We start from the raw sequence: 21,967 nt of genomic DNA, 5'->3' as shown, positions 1-21,967 counted from the left end.
TTATTAAAAATGAAAGAGCTACAAAATGATACTCAAAATCAATCACTTACTTAAGTATCTAAAAAAATTATCGTTTTACAAATTATAAATTAGATTTTGACCTCAAACTTAGTTTGGATGGTTGCTATTGATCCATTCTAGGATTTTTTCCTTTGGAAGTGCTTCTACAGTCCTTCCTTCTTTCCCGCTCATACTCTCAGCAGCGAAGAGTGAATTGATGATGGCTTCTTCAGTAGCCTCGATCACCGCCATGAAAAGGGAACTCATATCATCATTTCTGATCGTTTGAAGATTTTCGAGGGATCCGCTTTCTGCATTGTATTTTGACCTGATTTCTTCTGCAGTAGAAAAGGCTATCACATAATCCCCCGAGCCATTGGAGGCGATCCCACCGGTTTTTGCCAAACCCATCATGGCTCTTTTTGCAAGTCTTTCGAGATTTCTGGATTCAAGTGGAGCATCAGTGGCCACTACAATCATGCAGCTTCCATCTGCTTTTTCGATTGCACTTCTGAAAGGATATTTTTCCAGCTTCTCTCCTACCGGTATGCCAGCGATTTGAAGGTTTCCACCAAAATTACTTTGAACCAATACCCCTACAGTATATCCGCCTAGCGAATGGGGCAAGACTCTGGAAGATGTACCGATTCCGCCTTTCCAGCCAAAACAAACCGTCCCTGTTCCAGCACCAACATTTCCTTCTTCAATTTCTCCAGGCTCAGCTGATTGAATGGCTTGAATCACATCTTCCGGCCGAATATGCATCCCACGTATATCATTCAAAAAGCCATCATTGGTCTCTCCTACCACAGCATTGACGGATTGTACGGATTCATTTCCATCTTGAGAAAGCACATAGCGAACAGTCCCTTCAATCCCAGCAGCTACAGAAAGTGTATTCGTCAGAATAATCGGACTTTCGATCAATCCCAGCTCCTGCACCTGAGTGACTCCAGCCAATTTCCCAAAGCCATTGCCTACATAAATTGCTGCGGGTAATTTTTCCTGAAAAATATTTCCGCCGTGAGGTAAAATCGCAGTCACTCCTGTCCGAATGGATTCTCCTTCGATTTTTGTCAAATGCCCAACTTTCAACCCTTCCACATCGGTGATGGCATTAAGCTTTCCACTTGGAAGCACACCAAACGGAATCCCCAAATCTCGAGGACGACTCTGACCGTAGGATTCAGAAACGAGTGACACAAAGAAAATCAGACTGAGCAAACGCAAGGAATGAATCTTCATAGCTAAAGAGATATGGACGTTGAATTTTTCAATCCGTCAAAACGGACAAGTTCTTTCAATATTACCTATCTTAAACCCTTCATCCAACATTAAATAAACAATGCTTAAAAAAGAGCGCTATCAAGCTTTTATAGATTATTTTTCTCAAAATATGCCGATTGCTGAGACGGAACTCCAGTATGAAAGTCCTTTTCAACTCCTGATTGCGGTTTTGCTTTCAGCTCAGTGTACCGATAAGCGAATCAACATGGTGACGCCAGCTCTTTTTCGTGATTTTCCCACCCCTGAGCATTTGGCAAGCTCTAATTTTGATGAGTTATTTCCATACATTAAAACAGTATCCTACCCAAACAATAAAACCAAACACCTTCTCGGCTTGGGAAAAATGCTCGTAGAAGAATTCAACAGCGAGGTTCCCGAGACAGTAGCTGAATTGACCAAGCTTCCTGGAGTGGGTAGGAAGACCGCCAATGTGATTACCTCAGTGGTTTGGCAGCAACCAAACATGGCGGTAGACACGCATGTTTTTCGGGTCTCTCGTCGACTTGGTCTAGTGCCGATGACCGCCAAAACCCCACTAGAAGTCGAAAAACATCTGATTCGTCATATTCCCAAAGAATTTGTACACCAAGCTCATCATTGGCTGATTCTGCACGGGCGCTATACTTGTTTGGCCAGAAGGCCGAAATGCGAAGAATGCCAAATCACTCATTTTTGTAGATATTTTGAAAAAAATCAAGGGCTGGTTCCCGGCAAAAAACCCAAAAAATAAATGTGTGGAATTCATCTAATCTGGGGTAAAGGTGCCAATGAAGAATCATTAAGCACTTTGATGAAGGATGCCCAACACAGGGGACCTGATCAGGATGCTCGGGTAAGCCCATGGCCGGGAATATGGATTGGTGTCAATCGGCTCAAAATCTTACATCCCGGTCCTGAAGCAGATCAGCCTTTTTGGTCTACAGAGGGAAATCACTTGCTAGTCTGGAATGGAGAAATCTATAATTTCCAGGATTTAAGAAATCTTTTGCTCAAAATGGGTATAGATCTTTTTACCCAATCCGATACAGAAGTCCTGATGCACTGGTTGAAGACATTTGGAAGTGCTGGCCTGGAGAAGCTGGAGGGAATGTTTTCATTATTTTTTGTAGACCTAACATCCCAAAATGTGTTAGTCGCCAGAGATCCCAATGGGGAAAAGCCACTTTATTATCATCAGACTCCCGAGAGCTTGATTTTGTCTTCCGAATCCCGGGGAATTGCCAAATTAATCCAGTCAGACTTTGATTTTAAGGAGGTCGAGTACTTCCATTATTTTCGTACACCCCAACCCGGAAAGACTTTTTTCAAAGGAGTCAAAGAATGGAAAGCTGGCAGATTCAGTTTGATTCGTGATCAATCAGCTTTTCGTTGGGATGATATTTCTACCAAGGTTTCAAAAGATAAAGAGCCAAGCCAATCTGGGTTTTTGGAGCGATTAAAGGACTCCGTTTTGAATCAGTTTCATGCCGATGTCCCAATCGGAATGCTTCTCAGTGGGGGTGCAGACAGCACGCTGCTTTATTCGCTGTGGTATGAGGAGACAGGCGTTACCCTGCCGGCATTTACCATTCAGCACGATGCACAATATCAAAGAAAATATAGCGATGCCAGGGCTGTAGAAAAGCTCGGGAAAAAGCTGCCATTCGAGGCGAATTTTGTACCGGTCAACCAGCAAATTTTTAAAGAAAATTGGCAGGAATACTTGAAAAATCTTGACTATCCCGTAGGTGACTCTGCAAGCTTTTTGACTTGGCTCATCGGAAAAGAGGCCAAAAAATCAGTAAAAGTGCTAGTCTCTGGAGCTGGAGCAGATGAGCTTTGGGGAGGCTATCGTCGGCATCAGGCATTTCAAAGCTATCTAAACAACAAAGATTTAGCGCTAGCGATAGCCCCGCTTTTAGCCAAACTGCCTTTTGGGAGAAGCTGGAAGAAAACTTTTGAAGGCATCCAACAAGATCCACAGCGAACCTTTTGGAATTTTTCTGCGCTAGAAAACCCTCCTCAGGACCTGTTTTTGGACTATGAGCGAATCTTCAGATCTAATCTTTCTACCCTGAAGCAAGCGCTGGATTTTGATCGGCAAGTCTATTTGGTTCAGGATGTTTTGAAGATTCAGGACAATGCCTTGATGGCACATGGGGTTGAAGGGCGCTCTCCTTATTTGGATTCCAACATGCTTCAGTTTTGGAAGCAAGTACAAAAAGAAGAGTACCTGCTTGGCAAAAAATGGATTCGGCAGAGTTTGCGCGAGCGTGAATTGGGTTGGGTCGCGGATCGAAAAAAGCTTGGCTTTGGTCTTCCATTGCTGGAATGGTTTAGTCGAAAAGATGATTTCTCAAATTGGGTATTTTCGACGGTGAAAGATTTCTCCAAAACCTACCAAAAGGAGCTACCGCCAGCTACCTTGGCCTTTTGTCAGCAGCCGGAAAACCATGTGAAATCTCATTTTCTTTCGATTTACAATTTCTTTCTTTTGGCAGAATGGCTGAAATTGCAAAAGCCATGAGAATCTTCTACATCCATCAATACTTCAGAACGCCGGAAGAAGGCGGGGCTGTTCGCTCCTACCACTTAGCCAAAGGGCTTGCGGATGCAGGGATTCAAGTAGAAGTGATCACCGGAGGAAATGTCAAGAGTTACGATCAGCGCTGGATAGATGGGGTCAAAGTTCATTATCTACCCGTCAGCTACGACCAAAAGTTTGGCTTTGTGAAGCGGGTTTGGGCCTTTTTAGATTTTGTCCGAAAGGCCAAAAACTTGATTCCAAAACTGGGTAGAGCGGATCTTTTGTATGTGACATCTACCCCATTGACGACAGGTTTGATTGGGCTTTGGGCAAAAAAGAAATTAGCCATTCCCTACATTTTTGAGGTGCGTGACATTTGGCCGGAGGCACCCATTCAGGTTGGGGCTATCAAAAACCCCTGGTTAATTCGAGCTTTGAAAAGCTTGGAAAAAAACATCTACGAGCAGGCGCTTTCACTGGTCGCGCTTTCACCCGGAATAGCGGAGCACCTGAGAAATGTAAGCTCAAAAAACAAAATTCAAATCATTCCCAACTTTTCAGATTTGGAGCGATTTTTCCCTCAAAAAAAATCAGAGAAGAGGCTTGAACGTTGGAATTTGAAGTCTGAATTGACCATTGCTTACACAGGAGCCTTGGGTCAGGTAAACGGCGTGGAGGAAATGCTGGACTTGGCGGAAATGGCCCGGCAGCAAGATAAAAAATGGCAATTTTTAATTATGGGCGCAGGAAGTCATCGACAGCACCTGATTGAATCTGCTCAAGCCAAAAAGCTGGAGAATGTTCACTTCATTCCATTTGGACCCAAGGAAAAAGTAAACGAACTGTTGTCTTTAGCAGATTTTGCCTGGATCTCTTTTGCTCATCTTCCTGTGCTGAAAACCAACAGTCCCAATAAGTTTTTTGATGCGCTTGCAGCAGGGAAAGGCATCATTGTCAATCACAAAGGTTGGGTTTATCAATTAGTCAAGCAGCATAATCTTGGCCTGAGTTGTCTGCCCGGTAAAATGAGCAAGTGCTTTGAGGAGCTCGAAAAGCTGGAAAACCAGCCCATTCGCTTACAAAAGATGCAAGCGAACAGCCGACAATTGGCTGAGCGCTACTTTACGAAAGAAAGAGCCATCAAAAAACTCTTATCGGTCATCGATCCCGATAAAAATCCGCCTATGCAGGAGGACGAGGTCTATATCCTGACTGCCTAAATATCTGCTCAGCATCCGGATTGGCCATCAGCATAGGGAGTGAAACCTCCTGATTGAAGACATAATCATCCACGATATTCCAACCCAGCCATCTCCCCAATCGTCCTGGTGCTACCGTACTGATTGCATCTGTAAATGGAGCCTCACCCATATATTTTCGAATTTCGAAGGGGTTGGTCTCATAGAGTAATTCATTTTCCACAAAATGAGCCCAGATGAATTCTTCATTGGCAAAGGATTCAGAAATCTGTTCTGGAGTATATCCGATAATAAACTGATCCGAAGTACAGGGAAGAATAGCTTTAGTGAAGTGATAAGCCTTTCCGTAGTAGATCATTTCTGCCAAAAGGGTATTGTCTTTTGGGTCGGTCTGATTAAATCGCGAGGAAATCGCTGTCACAATCATCGGCACGATGTATTCTTTCTCATACCGATCCGCCATGTAGCGTGGCAAGTCAGGCTGAAAACTATGGCTAGCCGGTAGAAAATAATCCAAGCCAATTACGATAAGGTCTTCAGTGACGACCAAATCTGAATTGAACCCAGATACAAAAGTGTACACTTTTGGAACCTCAAATTGCGGAAAATAATATTTAATGGCTTTCAGGGCATTTTCTAGTTCCTCTTCAACCTTAGAAAAATCCGCAAATTCGACTTGAACTGAATCATTTAGCACTCGCATGGAAGAATCCTGATGGATCTGAACCAAGTCAGCTACCAATGAATCCATGGATTGATAAAGATCAGCCTGAAGGTAGTTTTTGGTGAATTCAGGATACTTTTCCAGCAGGAATTCAAAGTCCTCTGCATTTTTAGCCTCGAAAAATTCCTTTTCCAATCGTAGAATTTCTACATCAAGATCTTGGTCCAAAATCTCTGAATTCAGGGAGCAGGAATCTTCTTTTTGTCCGCAGGACTGAAAAAAAATAATTGCTAAGATGACCGCTAGGGCTCCTATGTTTTTCATTTTGTAGGGTTTTGGATCAAAATTACAGAATTCAAACCGTTAGATTAGAACGCAAAGTTCGACTTTTCCTTGTGGACTTTAGTGGATATGGAGGCTTTGCTGTAATTTCAGCTTGTGGAAAATACATTCGAAACTGGTCTGGCCTACCTGAGACTCCTCTCCTTGCGAAAGGTTTGGAATATTTTTCTGCTTGGATGCTCCTTTCAAATCAGCCGTTTTCTACAAAAACCTATCATTTGGGGCATGCCCACATCCCTAAGCATCGAACCCACGACAAGTTGCAATCTCCGCTGCCCAGAATGTCCTTCAGGTTTACGTTCCTTTACCCGGCCCACGGGGATGCTTCAGCCTGAGCTTTTTGAAAAAGTAATCAGCCAATCGAGAAATCACCTTTCTTGGCTCCATATTTATTTTCAAGGAGAGCCCTTTCTCAACCCCCGTTTTCTTGAAATGGTCTCCTATGCGCACGGGCAGGGTGTTTTTACTTCCACTTCTACCAATGCTCATTACTTAGACGAAGCCCGTGTGGATGCAGTGATTAATTCTGGCTTGAGACAGCTGATCGTGTCAATGGATGGAATGACTCAGGATGTTTATGAAAAGTATCGAGTTGGTGGAAAGCTTTCCAAAGTCGATCAGGGGCTTCGATTACTCTTGGAAAAGCGAAAAAAAGCCAAGAAAAAATTTCCGCGAGTGATTCTACAGTTTTTGGTGACTGGTCAGAATGAGCATCAGATACCGGAATTGAAAAGCTGGGCAAAGGAAATTGGTGTCGATGAGCTTCAGCTCAAGACCACCCAAATCTATGATTTCGAAAATGGGTCCGAGCTGATTCCTTCGGATTTGGGCTATTCCAGATATATCCCGGATGGGAACGGAAAGTGGAAGCTCAAGAAAAAGATCGAAAATAAATGTTGGCGGATGTGGCAGGGAGCCGTGGTAACTTGGGACGGAAAGGTTGTACCCTGTTGTTTTGACAAGGATGCGGAGCATGTGATGGGGAGTTTTCAGGAAAAAAAACTGGATGAAATCTGGCATTCAGCCCCTTACCAATCCTTTAGAAGCCAACTTCTTCAGGACCGAACTCAAATAGAAATCTGTAAAAACTGCACGGAATGAAGGATAGAAGCCGCTGAAGTAGCAGCTTTTTGGAACTATTTTTGGTTTAAAGTATAAATTGACGGATTTTTAAACCCGGATTATGCATTAGAATCTGTAGTAGCTTGTCCCGTCCCGATTGATCGGGATACGGGAAGAGTTCAAAAAGCAATGAAATCAAGCATTTAACGATTGAGGCATAGCACCGCTCTGGTGATTGAGTTAAATGCAGCGAATCGTTTGATTTCGAAGCATTTTGGGCTCGTAATAGGAAAACTAATGCATATTGCGGGTTATATTGCATATTTGCTTGAATTTCACCCGTGTTGGCATTTTCACATGAAGATAACTTTACGAATCACTCATTTTTTCCTTCTGTTGATTTCCCTGCTGATTGCAGTTCCTGCGCAGATTCAGGCGCAGCAGAGTACTGATATCACAAGCATTAAGGTGGATGAGCTATCCGACGATCAATTACAGGAATTACTCCGCAGGGCGAACGAGGCTGGTCTCGGGACCATGGAGTTTCTTCAAATGGCTGAAATGCGAGGCATGCCGGCATTGGAAGTTGAGAAACTCAGAAAGCGCCTTCAGGATCTTGATATGATGGGAAGCGCTTCGAGCAGACAGGCCAATGTCTCTCGTCGAAATCCGCGGCAACAGGTAGATTTGAGTGAAATCACCAAGGGTCTTTACCAACCCCAATCCGATTTGAATGACTTTGAAGATTCTAGAATCTTTGGCAGTTCTCTTTTTTATCAGAAAAACCGTCGACTCAGTTTTGAGCCGAGTCTGAATCAGGCTACTCCCTCCAGCTATATTTTGGGACCAGGTGATATGCTTTATGTGGATATCTATGGACAATCCGAACAGTATTACGAAGCCACTGTCAATCCCGATGGATTTGTTCTTTTGGATAATATCGGTCCAGTTTCAGTCTCAGGTAAAAGTATTCGAGAAGCCACAGGAATTATCAAAAACCGAGTGGCGCGCTTTTATCCCGGCATGTTGGGGGCCAACCCGAATACCTTTTTGCAGGTGACTCTAGGGAATGTACGCACCATAAAAGTGCATATTTTGGGAGAAGTTCGACTTCCGGGGACCTTTACACTCAGTGCTTTTTCCACCGTATTCAATGCCTTGTACGCAGCAGGTGGCCCAAATGAAAACGGAAGTATGCGTCAAATCAAAGTGATGCGTGATTCCAAACCCGTTGCTGAAATCGATATTTATGATTTACTGATTAATGGTACAGCCAATCTCGATTTGCAGTTGCAGGATCAGGATGTGGTTTTGGTTTCCCCTTACCTAGCAAGAGTAGAAATAGATGGAGAGGTCAAGCGTCCGATGATTTTCGAAATCAAAGAAGGAGATACAGTGGAGGAATTGCTGAATTATGCTGGAGGCTTTACGGATTTGGCTTTCCGTGATCGTCTAGCTATTTCGCGTATTTCTGACAATCAACGCTCGGTCTCAGACGTATATGAGAATCAATTTGGGATGTTTATCCTCAAAGGTGGAGATGAACTCACTGTAGGAAAGGTTTTGGATCGCTACAGCAATCGGGTGCAAATCAAAGGTGCGGTTTATCGTGAAGGCACATTTGCCTTGAGTGAAGGATTGACCCTTTCGAAGTTGATTGAAAACTCCGAGGGTCTCCGTGGAGATGCCTACCTGAAGCAAGCCAGCATTTTGAGGACAAAGAGCGACCTCAGCACTCAAATGATCCAAGTGAACCTGGAGCAAATCCTAAACGGAACGGCTTCTGACCTGCCTTTACAGCGAGAAGATGTCGTGCGGATTTCCAGTATTTACGATATTCAAAATGAGCGCTATGTACAGGTGCTTGGGGAAGTGATGCGTCCCGGAGTTTATCCCTATTCCGAGTCCATGACCGTGGAGGACTTGTTGATTCAGGCAGGAGGTTTTCAGGAGTCTGCTAATCCTAACGATATTGAAATTGCTCGCCGCCTAGAAGATTCAGATTTAGGCACCTTGTCTGACATTATTCCGATTCAGGTAAATGCAGATCTTTCGCAAAGCGCAAATCCTGAGATCCTACAACCATTCGATCAAGTGATAGTCCGGAGAAAAGCGGCCTTTACCATGCAAAAATTGGTGGCTGTAGAAGGTCAAGTCAACTCCCCTGGAATCTTTGCTATTGAAAGCTCGATTGAGCGAATTTCAGATTTGGTAAATAGAGCAGGAGGCTTGAATCAATTTGCTTATGCTAAAGGAGCAACTTTGATCAGAAGAACAGAATTCTTCAATACCGAATCGGAGCAAATCCGCCGTCAACGAAACTTAGAATCCCTCCGATTGCAATTGCTTCAGGATCCGAATAACTCAGAAGCGCAGGAAGAACTTTTGCAGCGGCTTTTCGAGAATTTGAATGTAGAAGAAAACCCAGTGGACACTTTGATTGCTAATTCCAAGAAAGAATCACTGGATCAAATCGCTGCGGAAACGCCAGGTTTTGCCGTCAAAATAAAGGAAACCGAAGCGGTAGCGATTGACTTGGAAGCAATTTTGGCTAGTCCAGGTTCTGAAAGTGATCTCTTGCTCGAGGAAGGAGATATTCTATCCGTTCCCAAGCTTCTTCAGACCGTCCGAATGCGAGGTGATGTGGTCTACCCTACTACGCTTCGACATGAAAAAGGCCGGGGGTTGAAGCATTACATCAATGGAGCCGGTGGCTTTGAGCGTAGAGCTAACCGAAAGCAGACCTATGTGGTCTATGCCAACGGAGCTGTGAAGCGCACTAAGGGCTTTTTGGGAATTCGAAACTACCCACCGGTAGAGCCGGGAGCAGAAGTGATCGTACCGACTAAAGGGCCGAAAATTCCGCTTCGCCTAGGTGATGTGGTAGGAATCACTACCGGATTGGCAACATTGGCTTTGGTGCTTTCGCAAATCAATTGGAATCAACCATGACAGAGAATAAGCACTTTTCGGATAGCCAGTTTACCCTCAAAGAAGTCATTCAAAATCTTCGGGATTGGTTGCTCTTTTTTATTTCTCAGTGGAAAGTTTTGATCGCCGCAGGCCTGATTGGAATGGTTTTGGGAGCCTTGGTTTCCATTTTCAAAAAACCGGTTTTTCATGCTGAGACCTCCTTTGTTTTGGAAGAGGGAGATACTGGAGGAATCAGTCAGATGTCCGGACTTGCTTCCTTGGTAGGTGTGAATCTGGGTTCTCTGGGAAGCACGAGTGGGCTTTTTCAGGGAGACAATATTATGGAGCTTTACAAGTCTGACCGAATGCTCGGAGAGACATTGCTGAGTCCTTTTGATCAGGAAAAGCTATTGATTGATCGATTCGTGGAATTTGAAGAGTTGGATAAAAAATGGGCTTCTAAAGTTGACATTTCCGGGATGGACTTTTCTTTGGAACGGGACCAGTTTACTGTAGCGCAGGATTCGGTGATTCAGCAAGTATCCAAACTCATTCGCGAGAGGCAGCTATCCGTGGTCAAACCCGACCGGAAATTGAGTATCATCCAAGTGAGTATTTCTTCTAAAGATGAGCCTTTTGCCAAGATCTTCAATGAGACTTTGGTGGATAAGGTCAATACCTTTTACCTAGAGACTAAAACAAAGAAAACAGGGGAAAACCTTCGAATTCTTCAAACGCAGGCTGATTCGGTGCGATCCATATTGGATGAAAGCATCGCCGAATATGCGACTGCAACGGATCGGGTACCCAATGTGAACCCATTGCTAAATTCCGCTCAGGTCGAAAGCCGTAAGCGACAAATCGACGTGCAGGCGACGGCAGCTGTCTATCAGGAAATCGTCAAGAACCTGGAAATTGCCAAGGTCAATCACCGCAACAATTCTCCCCTGATTCAAATCATTGATTCTCCGAGGTTTCCATTGAAAAGAACAGAAATCCGCTTGGTGAAAGGTATCGTTTTGGGAGCGATCATTGTGGGTTTGCTGACACTATTTGCCTTATACTTTCGCAGGCTGTATCAAAAACATGTGCAGGAAAGCTAAACCCCAGCTGCCATGTTTGAAAAGCTCACCTTACTTCCTCTCAGCAATTTTATCCGAAATAAATCGATCCAGAATTTTCTTTTTCTGGCGATCATCCAATCATCCAATGTGCTGATTTCCATTATTTCCATGCCTCTGTTGATTCAAAGCATTGGGGTGGATCAGTTTGGTTTGGTGAATCTGGCACTATCGGTCATCATTTTGCTGAATATTCTGGTCGGCTTTGGGTACAATCTCAGTGCACCCCGGCAAGTGGCCGTCAACCAGCAGAATAAAGAGGCCCTTTCGCATCTGGTATCCAATGTCTTTTCTGGAAAGGCCATGTTGGCGGCGATTGCCACACTTTTGATTTTGATTGGAGTTTTTGGCCTTAATCTCTTTCAGGAATATCAGTTGATTTTGGTTTTTTCCTCGCTGCTGCTATTCTCAGAAGCGACATTACCGCTTTGGTTTTTTCAGGGAATGGAGAAAATGAAGCTGGTTTCAATCGCTAATATTTTCTCGAAGTTGCTCTTTTTGATGGGAATTGTGCTTTTTATTCACAGCCCTGAGCAAAGTCAATGGGTGAATTTTATGTTGGGCTTTTTTGGGCTTTCCATCAATCTGATGCTGCTTTTTTACATCCATGCATTCATGGGAATCAAGTTTTATCGTCCTGAGTTTTCGGCCATCTATCGAAGTCTCAAAGAAAACATTCTCCTTTTCTTCTCTAATCTAGCTAGCCACATTTCCATCAATGGGGGTTTAATTATTCTGAGTTTTTTTTCAGCGGCAGAGACACTAGGGATGTATAGCTTGGCGGAGCGAGTGGTGATGGTGCTACGACTCTTTCCTGCTTTGATTATTCAGGCCATTTTCCCCAATGCTTCCAAGCTGCTCAAAGAAGATAGACCTGCTTTTTTTCGCTTTTTGAAAAATGTCTACTTGAGAGTTCTTTTGGCCGGCATGCTGATTTCCGCAGGGGCACATTTCACGGCACCTTGGATTATCCGGGTTCTTTCCCGCTCCGATTTGGCGGAGTCTGTGCTTTATTTGAAAATCCTGGCTGCGGTTCCCTTTTTGGCATGCCTGAATGTAGGAAATGTGACTTTGCTTTTGGTAGCTGATCTGAAGGAATTGCTCTTTAAGGCCAGTTGGATGATGTGCTTGTACATGATAGTGGTTTCGGCCATTTTAACCAGCTATTTGGGAGGACTTGGACTTTGTATCGGGATAATCTCCACCGAGATTATTGTGTTTTTGATTTGTCTCACCTTGCTATATCGGCACAAAAAAGACTTGGTCCGTGGCTTTTACACCTGATTCATCGGTTGCGATCATTTTGGTCAATTGGAATGGGCTGGAGTTTACTCGGGCCTGTTTAGCATCTTTGGAAAAAGTCGATTATCCCGATTTTCAGGTTTTCCTTGTGGATAATGCTTCCCAAAATCCGGAAGGGAAGATTTTGAAAGAGGCTTTTCCCCAAATTTTACTTTTGGAAAATGAGCAAAATCTGGGCTTTGCCGGAGGAAATAATGTAGGTATCCGAAAAGCCCTGGAAATGGGTTTTTCTCACATCATGTTGCTAAATAATGATACAGAAGTGGAGCCTTATTTTTTGGGAGAAATGATGCTTGATTTTTCAAAGAATCCAAAATTGGGAATTCTACAACCGATGATTTGCTTTTTGGACAAGCGCGAGATAATCTGGTCGGCAGGAGGCAAATGGGTTTCTTGGTTAGGTCGAGCCAAAACGCTAGGAGATCGAAAAGTACTCGAATCCTATCAGCCCAAGTCGAACCAATTAGATTGGGCGACAGGCTGCTGCATGCTGCTATCCCGAGAGGCGATTCTAAAAGCCGGATTGCTCAACGAGCAGTATTTCGCCTATTTCGAAGATGTGGATTGGTCCTTAAGAATCCGAAAATATGGATTTGAAATTGGGTTGGTGCCCGATGCAAAAATCTACCATGAAGCCGGAGCCTCTTCCAAAAAGTCTCACTCTGAAGGAACCTTAAGTGCAAGCGTATTTTATTATCATGTGCGGAATCAGTTTTTCTTGCTTAGAAGTCAAAAAACTCGCTTAGGTTTCATCTATCATTTGGGCAGGTTTAAGCTTTGGATCTTCTATTTCCTCCTGAGAGGTCGCTTTCAAAAGCTAAAAGCTGTCGCCACAGGAATCAAAGACGGGCTATTTACTCCCCTTAAACCCATTGCGAGATGGCTTTGATATTTTTCATTATAGTCTCCTTGGCTGTGGGAGTAGCCTTTCTCTGGACGCTGGAAAAGATGATTTTTCAGGGAAAATGGACTTATGCAATTTTCTTTTTGGCGGGCTTTCTTCCTTTCTACATCACCAGTCTCAGCGTGGTATATTTGGCTACGCAGTCCGCTGCTGTGGTAGGAGTTTTTCAAGTGCTAAAAGAGGTGGTTGTATTGATCGCGCTGCTGGTTTTTATACTCTACCATCGAAAAATCGCAGAATACCCTTTTCGCCTGCATTCCACAGATTGGTTTTTCTTGAGTTTTTTGAGTTTGGCCTTTTTTTACCTCTTGCTTCCGCTTGGGCAAGCATCTTTCCTGAATAAGGCCCTCTATTTTAAGAGCATGTTGATTCCGGGATTTGTTTATTTTTTGGGTAGAAATACCTCCTTTTCGGATTTGGAAATTCATCGAGTTTTCAGGATTATTTTCTTCGTAGCAATCGGAGCGTTTCTGGTCAATCTGGTCGAAAACTTTATTCTCAATGCCCATCTGCAGCAATTCACGGGTTATGCACTTTACAATTTTGCGATCAATGATATAGAACCTAGCGGAAACTTCGGATTGACCTGGACTTTCGAAACTCAAGCCGTGACCAAGCGATTGGCCAGCTTTTTTTCTGATCCTTTGGAGATGGCGAGTTCGGTCTTGATGGGTTTTGCAGCAGGATTGATTTGGTTTTTGACCAGTAAAAAAGAATACAATTGGCTTTACCTTTTGGTGATGGCCTGTTCGCTGGGAAGTTTGGTATTCTCGGCCTCAAGAGCTGCATTTGGAGCTTTCTTCGTCATGATTTTCTTTATTGCCTTGGTGTTTCGCCTATACAAACTGATCGGAGCGGGCTTTTTAGCCTTGTTGCTATTTGGGGTTTATGTGGTCTTTTTTGCTTCGGAGGATTTCTATTTTTTCGTGCTGGACACGCTTACTTTTGAAAACAGTTCCAGCATCGGACACGTAGTTGAATGGCTCTTGGCTTTGGATTCCATGATTGCCAATCCGCTTGGAATTGGTCTGGCGATGAGCGGAAATGCCGGAAGTGTCACGGATGAATTGAGAGTTGGCGGTGAAAACCAGTTTCTGATCTACGGGGTGCAATTGGGATGGATTGGGATGCTATTATATATTGGAACACTTTTCACAGGTATTAAAAACTCAATCTTTACATTCTATCATTCTGAAAAAATAAATTTAGCTAGAATTGCATTTGTTGGAGGGACAGTTAAGGTAGGTTTACTTCTCCCTTTATTTACTGCGAATGTAGAAATCTATACCTATGTATCCTGGATTACATGGTGGATGATAGGATTTGCCGGAAAAGAATACTCTGAAATAAAAAGAATAAAAAATGATCTTACATAGAACTTGTCCAATTTGTGGATCAGATCAATTGAAAGGGCATGCGATTGATGTCTATAGAAAAGGACCTCACATATCCCGTGTAAAATGCAAAAAGTGCAAGTTGGTATTTGCCAACCCGATGGCTGATGCTGAGGAGCTTAAAATTTACTACAACGAATATTACGATAAGGAACTATACGAAGCGGTTGGATACAAAAAAATTATACAGAATCACTTTAATAGAATTTCCAATCTTGGAGAAAACGAGATAAAGCAAGAGGCTAAATTCCTTAAACAGTTAGGGGGGGGACTAAGTTCTTAGATGTTGGTTGTGGTCTTGGTCTAGGAATAGCCTACGCTCACCAATTGAATTGTGAATTGTTTGCTACGGAATTTGATAAAGGTGCCTTAGACTTTGTTCAATCTTATTTTCCTGTTGAGACATTTCAAGGAGATGTTTGGGATGCAAAGTATCCAGACTCTTATTTTGATTTTATACATATCTCACATGTAATTGAACATGTGCTTAACCCAAAGGAATATATTCTTGAAATGAAAAGGATAGTGAAGCCAGGTGGCTACATAGCTATCGGAACGCCTAATATGTCCAGTAATTTGTATAGATTTCATAGATGGGCCAAGCTTTTGAGTTTGAATGTTCCTGATATAATTGATGGCTTAGAGCATACTTTTATTTTTCCAAAAGACTTATTGGCTAAATTATGCGAAGAACAAGATTTGGAGATTATTCAGCATTATACTCATAGCTATGGGGAAAAGCTCAGTAATCTGATAGGGTATAAAATTTCTCTAGCCAGAAAAGCCAGTCGGCTTATTCAAAATGCCTTTCAAGTGAATCAGTGGATTATTTGCAGAAAAAGGAAATAAATTAATATTTTGAAAAATAAAATTTGACTTTTGACCGCCAAAGGCCAGGATCGCCTTTGGCGGTCCTGCCACGAAGGTGGGTTTGCTTTTGCCGCTTTTCACTGCCAATGCGGAAATGTACACTTACGTCGCTTGGGTAAGTTGGTGGATGATTGGCTTTTCGGTGAGGGAGTATGGGAGGAGATAAATTCTAATTCATTTAATTCTCTGCAATCAACCCTTCCCAATTCAAAAAATAACGGGTTCCTTTCAACTCCCCCGTTTTTCGAAATGCTTCCAAATCTACCAAAGCCATTAAATCTCTTGTCGCCGTTGCTCTACTGGTTTTCGTAATGCTCAAATAGTTACTTAAGCTAAGACCACCCTGAAACCCATCAGGTCCCTCTTGAAAAATTCGCTCACAAACTTTCATCTGCCGTTCATTCATTTCCTGCCGAAACCTGTCATAAAACCTGGTTTTGGCAAGGATAAAGCTGGCAAGATTTAGGCTCCGCTGGATTGCAAGCAGGATGGTTTCTGAGAAATATTCCAACCAATCCGAGATTTCCATCGATTTATTGTTCCTTTCCAAAGCCTCGTAGTATTGTTTTTTATACTTCTCTATGGTATGAGAGAGTGCGATCAAACTGGGCTGCCCAAGTCTCTCAGAAAGTATTTTCTCGGCAATGGCGCGACCTATTCGTCCGTTCCCATCCTCAAAAGGATGAATGCAAACAAAATATAGATGGGCTATCCCTGCTTGAACTACCGGATGAAGCTTTCTAGACTCCGTATTGTACCATTCTAAAAACCGCTCCATTTCAAAAAAAACTCGATCCGAAGGAAGCCCTTCAAAGTGAACTCGTTCTTTTCCCATAGGACCTGACACAACCTGCATGGATTCGGGACTTGTTCTGTATCGCCCTATATCTTCCAAATCCCTTCTTCCATTGGTCAGCATTCGATGCCAGCTGAATAACTTTTCATGGTTTAGTGGTTCTTGTGAAGATTGGTATAAGTCTACCATCATCTCGGCAATTCCATATTCGGCAGCACTAGGCCTTCGGGAAGTCGCTTTCAGTCCAAATTGTTTTTGAATAGAGGATTGAACGCTTTCTCGATTAAAATATTCTCCTTCAATTTCCGAGGTTTTCAAAGCCTCATCGGTAATTATTTCGAGCCTTAAGTTTTGGCTAGTATCCTTGGTAATTAATTGGTTGATACCCAATAGTTTTCCAGAATGAAAATAAAAGTCATTCAATCTGGACTCAATTGATTCTAAACTATAGGTGAAATTTGGCCAGCTTTTCGATTCCCAATTCCAAGGCATGAGTTATAAATTTATTTTTATAACTCATAAATTTAGCAAAAAGTGAGCTATAAATGAAAAAATATAACTCAGCTCGATAAAAATTTGCCATAGTGATCTACTTCTTATCAAAAATGGAAAATTGCCATGATGGTTTTTTTATTCCTAACTTTAACCATTATTGCCAGTGTTTTTAGAATAGCTTCATATCCCTAAAACAGCCACTCTTTTGAAAGTACTCTTCGATCTTCAATACCTTAATGTCGCCAGCACGGGCATCAAAACCTATATGGTGGAATTGGCGAAGGGTTTTCGAAAGTATCCTCATCCTGAGATTGAGTTTATTTTTACACACGAACCTGATGAGCAACTAAAAGACGAGAGTTTTAAAGGTCCACAAAGCAAAATTCAGCGACTGAACTACCACTTGGACTATTTCCGCTGGAAGGAATTTCAACTTCCGGATTTGGTGAAAAAATACAAGCCGGATGTGCTCATTTGTCCGGATTTTGTCTCTCCGGCGGCTTCATTGCCCTGTCGTCGCTTGACGGTCATTCACGATGCCTTCTTTTGGCAAATGCCTCAAAACTATCCCCGATGGTGGCGAAAGTATTTTCTAAGCCTGATTAAAAAAGGCCTGAAAGAGCAAACAGAAATCATTACCACGACAGAATATTCCAAGAAATCGTTATTAGAAAATCTGGGAGATGATTTTCCGATTTCTGTCATTTATCAATGCCCAAAAAGCCTCAAATCTCCTTCCGAACTGGGGGTTTTTTCGAAGCTAAACTTAGAGAAGCAAGGTTATTTTCTACACATCGGCACTTTTGATAAGCGCAAACAGCTGCTGCTGTTGACCAAGGCTTTCGCAGAATTTGTCAATCAAACTGGCTCGCATAAGAAATTGCTTCTGGTAGGTGGCCCCGGGCAAAGTGATCAGATGAATGACTTTCCTAAGGTGGAGGCTCTGATTCAGGAATTAGGTTTGGAGGAGCAGGTTTTACTTCCCGGGTATTTAAGCGACGGAGAGATCAAATCCCTGTACGAGGGAGCTTTTGCCTATGTGTTTCCTTCCGAAAATGAGGGTTTTGGGATTCCGATTCCTGAGGCAATGGGCTTTGGACTTCCGGTCATCCACTCGGATCAAAAGGCACTGATGGAAGTGGCAGGAGGTGCTGGACTTCCTTTCCAAACCGGAAATCAGCAAGATTTACTGGAAAAAATGATACTTTTGGAGCAGGATTCTGCCCTTCGCCAGAGTCTTAGCGAAAAAGGGAAAATCCGCTCTGCCGACTTTTCCCCACAAAAATTTGTAGAAGCTTTTCATCAGATTATTCTGAAATCCGGATCTTAATCCATGCGGCAAACTCACTGTCCTCTTTGTCAAACTCCCCCTCCTGCCAATCTCCTTCCGCTTTCCATTCATACCTGTGCTTCGTGTGAGATTCGCTGGACTTATTTACCAGAAGATATTGAAGCGGAAAAGCTATATGAAGATGAGGTTTATGCGGTGGTGGACAATCGGCGGTCGATTTTTGAAAAAATCATTTTCAGAGAGGCCAAAAAAGTGCTACGCAAAGCACGAAGAATTTACCCGCAGGCAAAAAGTCTTTTGGATTTTGGATCTGGAAAAGGGCAGTTTCTGAAAGTTGCTCAAGATTTAGGGTGGAAGGGTTTGGGAATCGAAACAGCCCAAGAACGAGCTAGATTTGCTGCTGAGAAATATGGCGTCTCGGTTATTTCTGAATTTTATCAAGGGGGAAAAATCGAGAATGGCTCATTTGATTTGATATGTTTAAATCATGTTTTGGAACACTTGCCAGACCCGCTTGGATTGCTGAAAGAGCTATTGGATCAGAATGCCCAAAAGCTACTTTACCTTGAGGTGCCAAGGGCTGATTCCTGGCAGTCCCAAATCGCCGGAGCCAATTGGATGCACTGGGATATTCCTAAGCATTTGACGCATTGGACGGAGCCAGTTTTGGTAGATAATCTGGAAAAATTGGGCTTTCGTAAAGTTGCTACACGTTCCTTTTCTATTCACTTGGGAGTTTTGGGGATGTTGCAGGCCATTTTATCCCGTTTGGGTTTTAGAGAAAATCTGATTTTGCGACTCAAGCGAAAAAAGACTATTGGATTGATGCTGATTGTGGGTTTGGTTTTGCCTTTTGCATGGATTTTGGAGGTATTTTCGATTCCTTTCAGAAAGTCCGGAATTGTGGGAGTTTACTTCGAAAAGAATGACTAAGACCCGAAATGTACTTTTTCTTCAGAGTTCTTCGGAGCACTATGGCTCGGGAAAAATCATCTTGCAGGTTCTCCGAGTATACCAAAATGAGGGCTTCCAACCCGTAGTTGTTTTAACTGGTCCTGGACCTGTTGAGGAGGATTTGAAGAGGGATCAAATTCCCTATCACATTCAGAATTTGGGCATCTTGAGAAGGAAATATGTCAACCCCATTGGCTTAGCCAACCGAATTTCTAAAAACCTAAAGGCCTACCAATTCCTCAATAAGCTTCATCGGCAGTATCAATTTGAATTGGTCTACTCCAACACCCTAGCTGTGGTGGTAGGAGCGTATTGGGCCAAGCGAAATCAGCTTCCTCATTGCTGGCATATTCATGAAATTTTACCCGGGCCAGCACCATTGGTCAAATGGCTGAGTAATCTACTGGATCAGACCACTCCTGCTCCGATTGCAGTATCTCAGGCGGTCGGAAATCATTGGGGAAGTATGTTGAAGAAGTCGGAAATTGAAGTCATTCCGAATGGAATTCCTTACGGTGAGTTTTTGGAAGCGAAAGGAAAGTTGAAAGAGGAATTGGGATTGAGTCAGGAAACGCTGCTAATTGGAATGGTCGGAAGAATCAATCCCGGAAAAGGACAGCTGTTTTTTCTGGAAATTGCCCAAAACCTGCTGAAAACCCACTCCAATCTTCATTTCGTCTTGGTAGGTGACCCTTTTCCCGGTTACGAACCTATTTTGGAAGAAATCAAAGAAGAGATTAGAAACAAGAGCTTAGAGACAAGAGTGAGTTACTTGGGTTTTCGGAAGGATATTCCTGAGCTGATGGATTCCCTGGATATTTTTGTGCTTCCTTCGGTTTTGCCAGATTCATTTCCCACGGTTATTTTGGAGGCGATGGCTGCTTCAAAGCCGGTACTTGCCACTCGATCAGGTGGTGCTTCAGAAATGATCGTAGAGGGTGAAACGGGTTTTCTTATCCCGATTGGCGAGGTGGAAAGTGGTGCAACAGCTTTGGACCAATTGATTAGAAATAAGAAACTCAGAATAGAGATGGGGCAAGCGGGAAGAGCTCGTGTGTTGAGTGAGTTTAGCTTGGAAGCTTTCGAAGAAAAAATCAAAAATCACCTATGGCAGCATCTGAAAAAAATCTGAAGGTTGCCATCATGGGAGCCAAGGGCTATCCCTACGTCTATGGGGGCTATGATACGATGATCAAGGAACTCGGAGAGCGATTGGTAGCGAAAGGAGTGCATGTACGCGTCTATAATCACCGGGCACTTTTTAAGGAAAGACCTCGCTTCGTCAATGGGATCGAATGTATTTATACGCCTGCGATCGAGTCCAAAAGTTTGACGCAGTTGACGCATACCTTCTTTTCCATGATACACGCCTGCTTTTCGGATGTGGATGTGATTTTTGTGGTGAATTCGGGGAATGGTCCTTTTGGAATTATCTCAAGAGTTTTCCGCAAGCCTACCGCTATTAATGTAGATGGTTTGGAATGGCTAAGACCCAAGTGGAAAGGTTTGGGTTCAAAGTATTTTTATTGGGCCTCCAAGATGGCGACCAAATTTTACGATCAAATCATCAATGACTCTGATGAAATGCGGAGAGTTTATTTGGAGCTTTTTCAAAAGGATTCTAAAGTCATCGCTTATGGTGCAAACCCTAGGGAAAGCGTAGGTTCTGAGCCATTGGAAAAGTGGAATCTAGAAAGCCAAGGCTATTTTTTGATCGTTGGGAGATTAGTACCGGATAACAATGCGGACTTGATTGTCGAAGGTTTTTTGAAGTCCAATTCTAAGCGGACACTCGTCATTGTGGGTGATGTTCCTTTTGCGGATGCTTGGGCAAATCGTCTGAAAAACATACAGGACCCTCGCTTACTTTTTACAGGCTATGTGACCGATCCAAATGAGTTGGCAGCGCTATACTCACACTGCTATGTGTATTTCCATGGGCACGAATATGGGGGCACCAACCCGGCGATGCTAAAGGCTTTGGGTTATGGCTGTGCGATTTTGGCTTTGGATACACCTTTCAATCAGGAAATGCTACAGAATGGCAAGCATGGGTGGTATTTTGAGAAAAGGGCTGAATCGGTGAAAGAAACCGTGGAAAAAGCAGAATCAGAACCGCAAGAAATGGAGATACTTCGAAAAACAGCTAGGTTGGGATTGACTCAAAAGTACAATTGGGATTACGTGACAGAGCAGTATTTGGAGGTGTTTCGTGGCCTGGCCAAGAAATAAAATTTTACCTCAGACACAGAGGAGTTATTGAACCACCAAGGACGCTAAGGGCACGAAGGAGGGGTGAAAAAAACTTTGTGAACTTCGTGCTCTTTGTTGGTTTTCTTTTAACACAGAGGGCAGGGAGAAAGAATAGGCTATTTTTCCTCTTTTCTATCCCACTGATCATCGCGGAAAAACCCGCTGATTTTCGTGGATTCAGATTCTGGAGCCAATTTTTTGGTCAAAAAATCAGCGAACATCTGCGCAGCTAATCTGTGGAAATCTGCGGGAGACCCTTTGAATTATTGGTCTTCTGCTATGCGTACTATGTTTCTATGTGGTTTAAAAAAAGAGGAACCACATAGCCACATAGAAAAGGCTATTTTTTGTCTTTTCTATCCCGCTGATCATCGCAGAAAAATTAGCTGATTTTCGTGGATTCAGATTCTAGAGCCATTTTTTTGGTCAAAAAATCAGCGAACATCTGCGCAGCTAATCTGTGGAAATATGCGGGAGATCCTTTGAATTATTGGTCTTCTGCTATATGTACTATGCTTCTATGTGGTTTAAAAAAAGAGGGACCACATAGCCACATAGAAAAGAATTAGTAATTGCTCTAAGCCAAAGCATCAACACTTCTAGCTAGAAAGGCC

General features: G+C 43.0%; 17 protein-coding genes. 14 read left to right on the top strand and 3 right to left on the bottom strand.

The genetic code is table 11. The annotated features are described in order from the left end of the window. Positions 1-108: 108 nt before the first annotated feature. Positions 109-1,245 (bottom strand): DmpA family aminopeptidase, encoded by a 1,137-nt coding sequence (locus tag CDH51_RS11225; protein WP_100628655.1) that lies wholly within the window; start codon positions 1,243-1,245, stop codon positions 109-111. Positions 1,246-1,345: 100 nt separating this feature from the next. Here CDH51_RS11225 and nth point away from each other — a divergent pair, with 100 nt between their 5' ends. Genes nth through CDH51_RS11210 form a run of 3 tightly spaced genes read left to right on the top strand, consistent with a single transcriptional unit; the run spans position 1,346 to position 5,013 of the window. After that, positions 1,346-2,017 carry an endonuclease III gene (gene nth / locus CDH51_RS11220; protein ID WP_100628654.1) on the top strand — a complete coding sequence of 224 codons (672 nt, stop codon included), beginning with the start codon at positions 1,346-1,348 and terminating at the stop codon, positions 2,015-2,017. Next, positions 2,018-3,793 (top strand): asparagine synthase (glutamine-hydrolyzing), encoded by a 1,776-nt coding sequence (gene asnB, locus CDH51_RS11215; protein WP_100628653.1) that lies wholly within the window; start codon positions 2,018-2,020, stop codon positions 3,791-3,793. Continuing rightward, a complete protein-coding gene (locus CDH51_RS11210; protein WP_100629425.1) occupies positions 3,790-5,013 on the top strand; it encodes a glycosyltransferase family 4 protein in 1,224 nt (407 codons plus the stop codon). The genes asnB and CDH51_RS11210 overlap by 4 nt, the downstream gene beginning before the upstream one ends. Here CDH51_RS11210 and gldB read toward each other — a convergent pair. Further along, on the bottom strand, positions 4,976-5,980 hold the full coding sequence (gldB, locus tag CDH51_RS11205) for a gliding motility lipoprotein GldB (protein WP_100628652.1): 1,005 nt from the start codon (positions 5,978-5,980) through the stop codon (positions 4,976-4,978). The two genes, CDH51_RS11210 and gldB, sit on opposite strands and share 38 nt — an antisense overlap. A gap of 162 nt (positions 5,981-6,142) precedes the next feature. Between gldB and CDH51_RS11200 the strand changes: the two genes are divergently transcribed. The 7 genes from CDH51_RS11200 (at position 6,143) to CDH51_RS20295 (ending at position 15,543) form a co-directional block, all read left to right on the top strand. Continuing rightward, the gene (locus CDH51_RS11200) at positions 6,143-7,099 is read left to right on the top strand and encodes a radical SAM/SPASM domain-containing protein (RefSeq protein ID WP_100629424.1); all 957 of its coding nucleotides are present in this window, start codon (positions 6,143-6,145) and stop codon (positions 7,097-7,099) included. A 318-nt stretch (positions 7,100-7,417) separates the two neighbouring features. Beyond that, a complete protein-coding gene (locus CDH51_RS11195) occupies positions 7,418-10,012 on the top strand; it encodes an SLBB domain-containing protein (protein ID WP_100628651.1) in 2,595 nt (864 codons plus the stop codon). Beyond that, the gene (locus CDH51_RS11190) at positions 10,009-11,076 is read left to right on the top strand and encodes a GumC domain-containing protein (RefSeq protein WP_100628650.1); all 1,068 of its coding nucleotides are present in this window, start codon (positions 10,009-10,011) and stop codon (positions 11,074-11,076) included. Before CDH51_RS11195 ends, CDH51_RS11190 begins: the two co-directional genes overlap by 4 nt. A 12-nt stretch (positions 11,077-11,088) precedes the next feature. Next, positions 11,089-12,378 carry an oligosaccharide flippase family protein gene (locus tag CDH51_RS11185; RefSeq protein WP_100628649.1) on the top strand — a complete coding sequence of 430 codons (1,290 nt, stop codon included), beginning with the start codon at positions 11,089-11,091 and terminating at the stop codon, positions 12,376-12,378. Then, the gene (locus CDH51_RS11180; protein WP_100628648.1) at positions 12,362-13,285 is read left to right on the top strand and encodes a glycosyltransferase family 2 protein; all 924 of its coding nucleotides are present in this window, start codon (positions 12,362-12,364) and stop codon (positions 13,283-13,285) included. The genes CDH51_RS11185 and CDH51_RS11180 overlap by 17 nt, the downstream gene beginning before the upstream one ends. Further along, on the top strand, positions 13,276-14,676 hold the full coding sequence (locus CDH51_RS11175; protein WP_100628647.1) for an O-antigen ligase family protein: 1,401 nt from the start codon (positions 13,276-13,278) through the stop codon (positions 14,674-14,676). Before CDH51_RS11180 ends, CDH51_RS11175 begins: the two co-directional genes overlap by 10 nt. 327 nt (positions 14,677-15,003) lie before the next feature. Next, positions 15,004-15,543, top strand: coding sequence for a class I SAM-dependent methyltransferase (locus CDH51_RS20295; RefSeq protein WP_394335575.1), 540 nt, complete (start codon positions 15,004-15,006; stop codon positions 15,541-15,543). 199 nt (positions 15,544-15,742) lie between these two features. On the opposite strand, the gene CDH51_RS11165 is transcribed toward CDH51_RS20295, so the two are convergent. Beyond that, positions 15,743-16,852, bottom strand: coding sequence for a Fic family protein (locus CDH51_RS11165; protein ID WP_100628646.1), 1,110 nt, complete (start codon positions 16,850-16,852; stop codon positions 15,743-15,745). A gap of 208 nt (positions 16,853-17,060) precedes the next feature. Between CDH51_RS11165 and CDH51_RS11160 the strand changes: the two genes are divergently transcribed. The 4 genes from CDH51_RS11160 to CDH51_RS11145 are packed head-to-tail and all read left to right on the top strand — an operon-like array spanning position 17,061 to position 21,332. Further along, a complete protein-coding gene (locus CDH51_RS11160; RefSeq protein ID WP_100628645.1) occupies positions 17,061-18,185 on the top strand; it encodes a glycosyltransferase family 4 protein in 1,125 nt (374 codons plus the stop codon). Between the two features lie 3 nt (positions 18,186-18,188). Beyond that, entirely contained in the window at positions 18,189-19,079 is an 891-nt protein-coding gene (locus CDH51_RS11155; protein ID WP_100628644.1) for a class I SAM-dependent methyltransferase, read from the top strand. Next, on the top strand, positions 19,072-20,232 hold the full coding sequence (locus tag CDH51_RS11150; protein WP_100628643.1) for a glycosyltransferase family 4 protein: 1,161 nt from the start codon (positions 19,072-19,074) through the stop codon (positions 20,230-20,232). Before CDH51_RS11155 ends, CDH51_RS11150 begins: the two co-directional genes overlap by 8 nt. Continuing rightward, positions 20,208-21,332 (top strand): glycosyltransferase, encoded by a 1,125-nt coding sequence (locus CDH51_RS11145; RefSeq protein ID WP_100628642.1) that lies wholly within the window; start codon positions 20,208-20,210, stop codon positions 21,330-21,332. Before CDH51_RS11150 ends, CDH51_RS11145 begins: the two co-directional genes overlap by 25 nt. Positions 21,333-21,967: the final 635 nt, after the last annotated feature.

Source organism: Algoriphagus formosus (assembly GCF_002807035.1).
Taxonomy (GTDB): domain Bacteria; phylum Bacteroidota; class Bacteroidia; order Cytophagales; family Cyclobacteriaceae; genus Algoriphagus; species Algoriphagus formosus.
This window is presented reverse-complemented; position numbering and strand designations above follow the sequence as displayed.